Origin of the sequence: Centipeda noxia ATCC 43541 (assembly GCF_000160555.1) — a bacterium.
In the GTDB taxonomy this organism is placed as follows: Bacteria; Bacillota; Negativicutes; order Selenomonadales; family Selenomonadaceae; genus Centipeda; species Centipeda noxia.
In genome coordinates this window covers 269,623-279,992 of the sequence record NZ_GG749278.1, presented here as the reverse complement: position 1 = coordinate 279,992, position 10,370 = coordinate 269,623, and the positions used below count along the sequence as shown (strand labels likewise).

Here is a 10,370-nt window from a genome sequence, read left to right as displayed (position 1 = left end):
CGTGACTTCTTTCCCGCGTTTTCTCGCCGTCCGCAGCTGTCGGACGCACTCCACGCGCGCCGCTGCGCTCGGTCTTGTGGCGGCGGTTCTCGCGTGTGCTCTCTTTGGCGGCTCCCTCGTTGTGCTGAGCCTTCAGCATGGACTGGCGCGCTTTCAGGAACGACTTGGGGCAGATGTTATTGTCCTGCCGCGCGAGGCGGCGGAGATGGGGGCGCTGGAGGGCGTTCTCGTGCAGGGGGTGCCTGCACATTTCTATATGGAGGCGCATTATTTGGACGACCTGCGCGGGATGACGGGGGTCGCGCAGGCAGCGCCGCAGTTCTTTCTCGCCTCGGCACACGCGGGCTGCTGCTCAGTCGCAGTACAGCTGATCGGCTTTGATCCTGCGTCGGATTTCACGATTCGCCCATGGATGCAGGAGAGCCGTGATGCGGAGATGGGGTTCGGCGAGATCTTGGTCGGCAGCGGCATTTCCATCCCCGCGGATTCCATGCTGACGTTTTACAACACCCCCTGCCGCGTCGTCGGGCGCCTGAGCCCGACGGGCACGGGGATGGATACGGCGGTCTACACGAATATGGAGACGATGCGCACGATGATGGCAAATGCGGCGGCGCTCGACTTTGACTACTTCAAGGACATTCCGCCCGAGGCTGCTGTCTCCGCCGTGCTGATTCGGACGGCGGAGGGGTTTACACCGGAGGGGATGGCAGCCGCGATCAATGAGACCTATCCGGCGCTCTCGGCAAAGGCGGCGCATGGCATGGTGCATCATGTGGAGGAGGGGCTGGACGGCATCACGGGAGTGATCGGCATCCTGCTTAGCCTCGTCTGGCTGTTTGCCGCACTCATTCTCGGCATCGCATTTCGCATGGCGGCGCATGAGCGGCGGCGGGAATTTGCGATACTGCGGATTGTCGGAGCACCGCGTGCCACGCTCATACGCACTATGCTGACGGAAAGTGCGCTCATCTCCGCAGCGGGAGGTGCGGCAGGCATTCTTACGGGAGCCGTCGTTCTCATCCCGTTCGCGAGGCTGATGAAGGAGAGCCTGACGCGCCCCTATCTCCTCCCGGATCTCTCTGCGGTCTTGCTGCTCGGCGCGGGTGTGCTTGCGGTGACCGTGCTTGCGGGCGTTCTGTCCGCGGTGTGGACGATTCGGCGTGTGAGTGCCGGGGAGCCGGGCGAGATGCTGCGGGAGGACGGATAATGGAGCTGCGTGCAGAGAAGATCAGCAAGGATTTTTTGCGGTACAGTGCAAAGAACGGATACTTTATCGCGGTGCAGGAGACCGATCTGCATCTTGCTGCGGGGACCCTCACGGCGGTGACGGGACGCTCGGGCAGCGGCAAGAGCACACTCCTTAACATGCTCGGCGGACTGATGAAGCCCGTGACGGGTCGCGTGCTCGTGGATGATGCGGATCTCTACGCCCTTAGCGAGGAGGAGCGTGCGGAACTGCGCAGGCGCCACATCGGCATTGCGCCGCAGCAGCTGATGGTGCTCTCCGGGCTCTCGGTGCGCGAGAATATCCTCCTGCCCGCCCTCCTCGCGGGGGAAGAGACCGAGGCCGCTGCCCGTGCAGATGAGCTCATGGAATGTCTCGGCATCCGGGAGCTCGGCACCGTGGATCCGGCGGAACTCTCAGGCGGGGAACTCCGGCGCGTGACGATTGCGCGTGCGCTGGTGATGCGTCCCGAAATCCTGCTCGCGGACGAGCCGACGGGCGACCTCGACGAGGAGACGACGAGGAGTGTTCTCTCACTCCTGCGCGCAGCGGCAGACGAAGGGACCGCCGTCCTCCTAGTGACGCATGAGCCTGCGGCAAAAGACTATGCGGACTGCTGCCGGCGCATGGATGCGGGGATTCTCACACAAAGCGCATAGAAAAAACCGAACTGTGACAAAACATCACGGTTCGGTTTTTGTTTTTAGGAACCACAAGTCATATGCGAGATCGTCAGTCCGCGAGGAGCATCAGCTCCTCGGCGGGAAAGCGGAAATGCAGAACGGCACCCTCAGCCGCATGGAGCGATCTCCATACGGCCTTATCCGTTTCCCAGCGGATGGGAACGGCACCGTCCGCGAAGCGGAGCATGACGATGTAGGTAAAGGTGCTCTCAATGACCTCAGTGACACGTGCGGGAAAGACGTTCTCTCCGTCCGTCTGTGCAGGCATCAGGCTGTGCGCACGAATGGCGATGTGCTGTACGTCCGAGGTGCTTTCCGCGGTGCGGAGCGTGATGCCCCAGTCCGTCGCTTCGACGTGCTCTGCGTCCGCGCGGCGTGCGGCGGAGATGTTCTTGCAGCCCGTGAGTATGGTCGCGGCGCGTGTGCCGGGACGCCGAAACAATTCGTGCTTGTCTATGGGCGGCGTGAGACGTCCCCTGTCCACCACTGCAATCTCCTGCGCGATGCGGAATGCCTCGTCACGATCGTGGGTGACGAGGATTGCCGCTAAATTCTGCGCGGACAGAATCTCGCGCAGTGCCGTCTCGATCTGCCATTTCAGGTGGGTGTCGAGTGCGGAAAGCGGCTCGTCGAGGAGCAGGAGGTCTGCTCCTCGCGCGAGGATGCGCGCAAAGGCAGCACGCTGCTGCTGGCCGCCCGAGAGGCGGGCAGGATAGGCATTTTCGATTCCTTCCAGAGAGAAGCGCGCGACGTTCTCGGCGAGGATGCGCTCCTTTTCCTCCCGCGTTCCGTCCAGCGCGAAGATGATATTCTCGTGTACGGTCATGTTCGGGAAGAGGGCATAGTTCTGGAAGAGATAGCCGACCCCACGCGCCTGCGGCGGGAGGTTGATGCCCTTCTCACTGTCGTAGAGCGTGCGCCCGTTCAGCAGGATCTGCCCGCGGTCCGGACGTTCGAGGCCTGCGATGCACTTGAGCGTCATGCTCTTGCCGCTGCCCGAGGCGCCGAGGAGGGCGAGGGTTGTATCGGTCAGCGTGAAATTCGCCGCGAGCGTAAAGCTGCGCAGACGCTTTTCGATGTTGACGACAAGCTTCATTCACGCACCTCCCGTTTCAGATAGAGGTTCATCGCCCCGATAAAAAAGAGCGAGAACAGGGAGATGATGACTGCCCAGCGAAACGCGAGGTCGTAGTCGTTCGCCTGCACCGCCGCGTAAATGGCGGTGGACATGGTCTGCGTACGCCCCGGGATATTGCCCGCAAACATGATGGTCGCGCCGAACTCGCCGAGTGCGCGGGCGAATGAGAGGACGAGCCCCGCAAGGATGCCGTGGCGCGCATTCGGCAGGATAATCCGCCAGAAGATGCGCCAGTTGCTGACGCTGAGCGTCTGTGCGGCGTGGATCATGTTCCGGTCGATTGCCTCGAATGCGCCGCGCGCCGTGCGGTACATGAGCGGGAGGCTCACGATCACCGCTGCGACGACCGCCGCGCGCCAGGTAAAGACAAGCGGCAGGTCGATCGAGAGCAGGGCGCTCCCGATGGCGCTGCGCTTTCCGAGAAAGAGCAGGAGGAAGAAACCGACGACGGTCGGCGGCAGGACGAGCGGGAGGGTGATGACCGCATCGGCAATCGTGCCCGCGAGGCGGCTGCGGATCTGCAGCACGCCGTAGGCGAGCGCAATGCCGAGAAAAAATGTGATCACTGTTGCGAGTCCTGCAACCTCGAGCGAGATAATGAGCGGAGATAACGTTTCGTCTGTCATTACTTCACTTTGAAGCCGTATTTCTCAAAGACCTTCTTTGCCGTGTCGGTCTGGAGGAAGGCGAGGAAGTCCTTGGCCTCCTTCATATTCTTTGCGTCCTTGAGCACGGCGGCAGGGTAGACGATGGGCTTATGCGTATCCTCGGGAGCGACGGCGGCGACCTTTACCTTGTCCGAGACGGCAGCATCCGTCGCGTAGACAACACCTGCATCTGCATCGCCCGTCTCAACCCATGCAAGTACCTGCCGGACATCGGAGCCGTAGACGGCGCGCTCCTTCACCTGATCGAGGATGCCGAGCTTCGTAAAGACCTCCTCGCTGTACTGTCCGACGGGTACTCCCTTCGGCTCGCCGAGGGCGATGTGCGCGACTGCGGGGTCGAGCACTGCCTTGAAGTCGGGGAGATTCAGCTTGCTGTCCTTCGCCGTGATGAGCACCACTTCATTGATGAGCAGATCGGCGCGCGTGCCGTCTGCGAGGAGCTTCTTTTCATCGAGCGCATTCATCTGCTTCTGTGCGGCGGAGATGAAAACGTCGGCGGCGCCACCGTTCTCAATCGCCTGCTGGAGGGCGCCGCTGCTGCCGAAATTGAAGACGAGCTTCGTATTCCCGTGCTCCTTCTCGTACATGCCGCCGAGTTCCTTCATCGCGTCGGTAAGACTCGCCGCCGCAGAGACCTGCAGCTCAGCGAGACCTTCCTTCGGCGTGTCCATCTTATTTGCTGAGTTCCCGCCGCCGATGCAGCCTGCGGTGAGCATGGCCATCGCGGCAAGCGCCGCTGTTAAAGCATTTTTGATCTTCATGTGATATACTCCTTTACAAAAGCAGGCATGCCCGTTTCCCGGCATACCCCGTGACGGAATCCGTCAGGCAAGGGCTCATAGCGTCTGCCTTAGATGCGCCTTGCTCGGAATATGACTCAGCGGACGAATGTGCCGCTCTTGCCGCCGGACTTGCGTTCAAGACGGATGTCGCCGATCTCCATGCGCTTGTCGATTGCCTTGCACATATCGTAGATGGTGAGGAGCGCAGTGCTCACGGCATGCAGTGCCTCCATCTCTACGCCGGTCTCGCCCGTGACCTTGACGGCCGCCTCTGCACGCACGGCGCGGCGCGGCACCTCCTCGAGCGCGAAGTTGAGCGTGCATTTTGCGAGCGGCAGAGGGTGGCAGAGCGGAATCATGTCCGATGTGCGTTTTGCCGCCATGATGCCCGCGATGCGCGCAACACCGAGCACATCGCCCTTTGCCGCCGCGCCTCCTGCGATGGCATCATAAACCGGTTCGCTTACATAGATACGGCCGCTGGCAACGGCTTCGCGGTGTGTTTTCTCCTTCCCGCTGACATCGACCATGACGGCGGCGCCTCCCGCGTCGAAATGCGTCAGTCCCAGATTCGGCATCCTTCTTCCTCCTTTCCCTCCGAATGTTTTAATCATAGCGCAACACGTTTAGAAAATCAACGGAATCTTCAGCAGTGAAAAAGGAGACAAAAATATCTTCTGTGTGCAAAAAGTCATAGAGAAAAGTTATTTTATATGCTATAATCTATAAAAAGAATATATAAATGAGAATGATTTTTACAAAGAAATTAATTTGGAGTGAAAAAATCCGAATTAACATAAATGTGTATTGTATGGAACACTTCTGAACGGTTGATGGGGAATACCGGCGGAGCGGGGAGAAAATTATGCGGGAGGTTCGTGTTCAGGACGCGGTAGGGACGGTTCTCTGCCATGACATTACGGAGATCGTACGCGGTGAGCGCAAGGGCGCACGGTTCCGCAAGGGGGATATCATCCGCCCGGAGGATGTCCCTGTATTGCTGCGCCTTGGCAAGGAGCATATCTACGTCTGGGAAGACGACGAGGATATGCTGCACGAGAACGATGCGGCGGAGGTCCTGCGGGAGCTCTGTCAGAACGAGCATATGTCGGCGAGTGCGCCCAAAGAGGGCAAGATCGAGCTGACGGCAACCGCAGACGGCGTGTTTGAGATCAACGAGGATGCGTTCGACGCCGTCAATGAGATCGATGATGTGATGATTGCGGCGATTGCGCAGCACTTTCCGGTCAAGGCGGGGATGAAGCTTGCGGGCATGCGCGTGATTCCGCTCGTCATTGAAAAGAAAATTATGGAAGAAGTACGTGCCGCAGCCGGGGATCAGCCTTTGCTGCGGATTTTGCCGTACAAGAAAATGAAGGTCGGCGTCGTGACGACCGGCTCTGAGGTCTTTCACGGGCGGATCAAGGATACGTTTACGCCGGTGCTGGACGCGAAGCTGCGCGCATTCGGCCTGCAGGTAGATGAGCATCGCCTCTCGGACGACGGGACGGAGCATACGCGCGCAGCGATTGCGGAACTGCTCGATCTGGGCATGGATATGGTGCTCTGCACGGGCGGTATGAGCGTCGACCCGGACGACCGCACGCCCGCCGCGATCAAGGCGACGGGGGCGCGCATTGTGACCTATGGGGCGCCGGTGCTGCCGGGGGCGATGTTCCTGCTCGCCTACTATGAGCAGGGAGGACGGCAGGTACCGATCATGGGGCTGCCGGGCTGCGTCATGTACTCCCCGGCGACGATCTTCGACATCATCCTGCCGCGCGTCATTGCGGGCAGCGAGTGGACGCGGCGGGAGATCCGCCGTCTCGGCATCGGCGGGCTCTGCATGGAGTGCAGGGTCTGCCATTATCCTGTCTGTCCGTTTGGGAAATGAGGGATCATATGCGGGACATAGAACTCGAGCAGGCGATTGATCTGCTGCTCGCTCATGCAGCGCCGGTCCGGGAGACGGAGCGCGTTCCTCTGCTTGATGCCGTGGGACGCACGGCGGCTGAGGAGGTGCGTGCGGGCTTTGACAATCCTCCGTTTGACCGTTCGCCGCTGGACGGCTATACCTTTGCGGCGGTGAGCACGCGTGCTGCCTCGGCGGAGCATCCCGTGCGCCTGCATGTCATCGGCGAGGAGTGTGCGGGTGATTTCTTTGCCGGAACCGTCGGTGCGGGCGAATGTGTCCGCATTATGACGGGTGGTGCAATTCCCGCGGGCTGCGACTGCGTTGTGCGGCAGGAGGATGTGCGCGAGGACGGGGATGCGATCCATGTTTCCTTTCCGTCCGAGCCGTATGAGAATTACTGCTGTGCGGGCGGGGACATCAAGAAGGGGACACTGCTCATTCAAAAGGGGCAGGTGATCACCGCGGCGCATATCGCCGTCCTCGCGAGCGAGGGCTATGGCGATGTGTCGGTCTATCGCCGCGTGCGCGCGGCGGTGGCAAGTACAGGCGATGAACTCCTGCAGCCGGGCGAGCCGCTGCAGCCGGGAAAAATTTACAACAGCAATCTCTATCTGCTTGCAGGCCGGCTGAAGGAGCTCGGCGCTGAGGTCACGGTGCTCGGCTCCGTACCGGATGATGTTGAGCGGGCAGCGGAAGTGATTGCCTCCTATGCGGATCGTGTCGATCTCTTCCTGACCTCGGGCGGCGTATCTGTCGGGAAGAAGGACATCATGCACGGTGTGGTGCCCGCACTCGGCGCGGAGCGCCTGTTCTGGCGGGTCTGCATGAAGCCGGGCGCGCCTGCGATTGCCTACACGCGCGGTGCGATGCTCGGCATTGCCCTCTCGGGGAATCCGTTCGCCGCCTACGCGACGTTTGAGCTGATGGCGCGACCGGTGCTCGCGCGCCTTTCGGGGAGGTCGGAGGTGCTTCCGATTCGGCGGCGTGCCGTGCTTGCGGATGCGTTCCCGAAGGACTGCCCAGGACGGCGCTTTCTGCGTGCACGGATCGAGGCGGACGGGCGCGTCTCGCTGCCGGATCAGCACGAGTCCGGCACGCTTTTTTCCGCGGCGGGCTGCAACGCGTTTGTGGATGTGCCGGCGGGGACGAAGCCCCTCCCGGCGGGGACAGAGGTCGATATTGTAGTGCTTTGATGCTGCACAGCGGCGGGGCTGTTTCCGCGGCACATGCCTGTGTGGGCATCACGGCGCTGTCGGCATACAGAGTTTGAATGATAGAAGAAGGCGCATCATGCAGGATCAGTTTCAGCGTAAAATTGAATATCTGCGCATCTCCGTGACGGACTGCTGCAATCTGCGGTGCCGTTACTGCATGCCTGCACACGGGGTGAAGAAGCTCGCGCATGCAGATGTGCTCAGCTACGAGGAGATTCTGCGCAATGTGCGCGCACTTGCAGAGATGGGCGTCCGCAAGGTGCGCCTGACGGGCGGCGAGCCGCTTGTCAGGCGCGATATCACGCGGCTTGTGCGCGGGCTGAAGGAGACCCCGGGCATCGAGACGGTCGCCGTCACGACGAACGGTGTTCTGCTCGGCACGATGCTCGATGAGCTGATTGATGCGGGGCTTGACGCGGTGAATCTCAGCCTCGATACGCTTGACGGCGGGAAGTTTTTCTCGATCACGCGGCGCCCGCTCTTCGGTGCGGTGATGGAAACGCTGGAGCGCCTGACACGAGAGACGCGGCTCGATGTGAAGATGAACTGCGTGCCGATTGCGGGCGTCAACGACGATGAGATCACGGCGCTCGCGGCGATTGCGCGGGACTATCCGATCAAGATGCGTTTCATCGAGCTGATGCCGATCGGCTGTGCGCGGACGGAGGGTTACCGCGGGGTGCCGATGGATGAGGTGCGGGCGCATCTGAAGGAAGCGTTCGGTGCGCTGCTCCCCGTGGGCGAGGCGACGCATGGGAACGCCGTCCCCGTGGGGCCGGCTGCCTATGTGCGGCCCGCAGGCTTTGCAGGAACACTCGGCTTTATCGACGCGATGGAGCATAAATTTTGCGATACCTGCAACCGCGTGCGCCTGACGGCAGAGGGGTTCCTGAAACTCTGCCTGTACAGCAATGCGGGGCTCGATACGCGTGCGCTCCTGCGCGGCGGCGTGACGGATGCGCAGCTGCGGGAGCGCATCGCGCATGCCGTGTGGAAGAAGCCTGCAGAACATTATTTTGAGATGGACAGCGAGACGCGCGATCAGCGCGCAATGTATCAGGTAGGAGGTTAACATGGGAGAGATCCGTGCACTGTGCATCAGCGAGAAGCGCGGCACGCAGAAACACGCACTGGACCGCGTATTCTTTATGACGGAGCATGGCATTGACGGCGACGCCCATGCGGGAGACTGGCACCGGCAGGTGAGCCTCCTCGGACTCGGCGAGATCGACGATTTCCGTGCGCGCGGTGCGGATGTGGACTTCGGTGCGTTCGGCGAGAATGTCGTAGCCGAGGGATTCCGGTTCAAGGAGCTGCCTCTTGGGACGCGTCTGCACGTGGGAGATGTATTTCTCGAGATCACGCAGATCGGCAAGGAGTGCCACAGCCACTGTCAGATCTATCATCAGGTCGGCGACTGCATCATGCCGCGCGAGGGCGTCTTTGCGCGCGTGCTGCACGGCGGATGGGTGACGGTCGGCGATACGATGGAGATCACAACGGAGCCGATACCGCTCGATGCCGCCGTGATCACGGCGAGCGACAAGGGAGCACGGGGCGAGCGCGAGGATAAGAGCGGCGCCGCGATTCGTGAAATGCTTGCGGAGGCAGGCTATCACGTCGCGGGCTTTAATATCGTGCCTGACGAGAAGGAAGTGCTGATGCGCGAGATGACGCTCTGGGCGGACCGCGGTGTGGCGCTTATCCTCACCACGGGCGGCACAGGATTCTCCGTGCGCGATGTGACCCCGGAGGCGACGCGTGCCGTGATCGAGCGCGAGACGCCGGGCATTCCCGAGGCGATGCGGGCACTCTCCATGCAGATTACGCCGCGCGCCATGCTCACGCGGGCAGCGGCGGGCATTCGGAAACGCTCGCTGATCGTCAATCTGCCGGGCAGCGAGAAGGCGGTCCGCGAGTGTCTGGAGTTCATCCTGCCGCAGCTGCAGCACGGCGTTGAGATTCTGCGCGGCGATACGGGCGAGTGCGCACGATGAACATCTCCGATCTGACGCTCGTCGTTGCGGCGGGGGGCAGGAGCACGCGCATGGGCCGGGACAAACGATTCCTGCCTCTCGCGGGGGAAAATCTCCTTGCACGCACGCTCCGCAGAGGGCGCGATGCGGGCTTTGCAGCCATTGTGCTCGCGGCGGAGGAGGCGCGCAGCGATCTCACGGTGCTCGCCGAGGAGTTCGGTGCCGTGCTCGTCACGGATGAGACGCCCGCACAGGGGCCTGCAGCGGCGCTCGCAGCGGGGCTTTCGGCGGCGAAGACGGAGTGGTCGCTCGTTCTCTCGGGCGATATGCCCTTCTATGACTTCGCGCTCGTGCGTGAGCTCCTGCCGGAGGCAGCGGGAGAGACGCAGGTTGTGCTCCCGACTCTTCTCGGATACTGGCAGCCGCTCGCGGCGCTCTACCGCCGTGATGCGGGCGCGGTCTTCGCCGCAGCGATTGCGTGCGGCGACCGCAAGCTCGGCATTATCCTGCGGGATCTTTCCGTGCGGGAACTGCCGCTTACGGCAGACGCGGGGCTCTTCTTTAATGTGAATACGCCCGCCGCCTACCGGCTTGCGCTCGGGCGTCTGGCGAACGAGGGGCGTGCGCGCCCCATCCTCTCGATTGCCGCGTCCGCTTCGGGTACGGGCAAGACGACCTTCATCGAGCGGCTGATTCCTCTCCTCGCCGCGCACGGTGTGCGGACGGCGGTCATCAAGAGCGACAGCCACGGGTTTCAGCTGGATAC

11 protein-coding genes and 1 riboswitch are annotated in these 10,370 nt (G+C 61.9%); of the genes, 7 read left to right on the top strand and 4 right to left on the bottom strand.

Annotated elements, in window-relative coordinates; genetic code table 11:
* The first annotated feature begins 1 nt into the window (after position 1).
* Positions 2 to 1,210, top strand: coding sequence for an ABC transporter permease (locus HMPREF7545_RS01400; RefSeq protein ID WP_006693876.1), 1,209 nt, complete (start codon positions 2 to 4; stop codon positions 1,208 to 1,210).
* Entirely contained in the window at positions 1,210 to 1,887 is a 678-nt protein-coding gene (locus HMPREF7545_RS01395; protein ID WP_006693875.1) for an ABC transporter ATP-binding protein, read from the top strand. The genes HMPREF7545_RS01400 and HMPREF7545_RS01395 overlap by 1 nt, the downstream gene beginning before the upstream one ends.
* Before the next feature lie 73 nt (positions 1,888 to 1,960).
* On the opposite strand, the gene HMPREF7545_RS01390 is transcribed toward HMPREF7545_RS01395, so the two are convergent.
* From HMPREF7545_RS01390 to moaC, 4 genes are all read right to left on the bottom strand, one after another.
* Complete coding sequence (locus HMPREF7545_RS01390; protein ID WP_006693874.1) at positions 1,961 to 3,007, bottom strand: sulfate/molybdate ABC transporter ATP-binding protein; 1,047 nt, start codon at positions 3,005 to 3,007, stop codon at positions 1,961 to 1,963.
* Positions 3,004 to 3,675: a molybdate ABC transporter permease subunit gene (gene modB, locus HMPREF7545_RS01385; protein WP_006693873.1), complete on the bottom strand. Its 672-nt coding sequence runs from the start codon at positions 3,673 to 3,675 to the stop codon at positions 3,004 to 3,006. The genes HMPREF7545_RS01390 and modB overlap by 4 nt, the downstream gene beginning before the upstream one ends.
* Positions 3,675 to 4,478 (bottom strand): molybdate ABC transporter substrate-binding protein, encoded by an 804-nt coding sequence (modA, locus tag HMPREF7545_RS01380; protein ID WP_006693872.1) that lies wholly within the window; start codon positions 4,476 to 4,478, stop codon positions 3,675 to 3,677. The genes modB and modA overlap by 1 nt, the downstream gene beginning before the upstream one ends.
* A riboswitch (molybdenum cofactor riboswitch) is annotated at positions 4,471 to 4,600 on the bottom strand. Its footprint overlaps the gene before it by 8 nt.
* Complete coding sequence (gene moaC / locus HMPREF7545_RS01375; RefSeq protein ID WP_006696923.1) at positions 4,595 to 5,077, bottom strand: cyclic pyranopterin monophosphate synthase MoaC; 483 nt, start codon at positions 5,075 to 5,077, stop codon at positions 4,595 to 4,597. Its footprint overlaps the riboswitch before it by 6 nt.
* A 287-nt stretch (positions 5,078 to 5,364) precedes the next feature.
* Here moaC and HMPREF7545_RS01370 point away from each other — a divergent pair, with 287 nt between their 5' ends.
* The 5 genes from HMPREF7545_RS01370 to HMPREF7545_RS10215 form a co-directional block, all read left to right on the top strand.
* On the top strand, positions 5,365 to 6,393 hold the full coding sequence (locus tag HMPREF7545_RS01370; RefSeq protein ID WP_006693870.1) for a molybdopterin-binding protein: 1,029 nt from the start codon (positions 5,365 to 5,367) through the stop codon (positions 6,391 to 6,393).
* Positions 6,394 to 6,401: 8 nt separating this feature from the next.
* Positions 6,402 to 7,607, top strand: coding sequence for a molybdopterin molybdotransferase MoeA (locus HMPREF7545_RS01365; protein ID WP_040571091.1), 1,206 nt, complete (start codon positions 6,402 to 6,404; stop codon positions 7,605 to 7,607).
* Between the two features lie 97 nt (positions 7,608 to 7,704).
* Positions 7,705 to 8,700 carry a GTP 3',8-cyclase MoaA gene (moaA, locus tag HMPREF7545_RS01360; protein WP_006693868.1) on the top strand — a complete coding sequence of 332 codons (996 nt, stop codon included), beginning with the start codon at positions 7,705 to 7,707 and terminating at the stop codon, positions 8,698 to 8,700.
* Between the two features lies 1 nt (position 8,701).
* Positions 8,702 to 9,625: an MOSC domain-containing protein gene (locus HMPREF7545_RS01355; RefSeq protein WP_006693867.1), complete on the top strand. Its 924-nt coding sequence runs from the start codon at positions 8,702 to 8,704 to the stop codon at positions 9,623 to 9,625.
* Positions 9,622 to 10,370 (top strand): molybdopterin-guanine dinucleotide biosynthesis protein MobB (locus HMPREF7545_RS10215; RefSeq protein ID WP_006693866.1); only part of this gene is annotated, 749 nt, incomplete at its 3' end. The genes HMPREF7545_RS01355 and HMPREF7545_RS10215, both read left to right, overlap by 4 nt.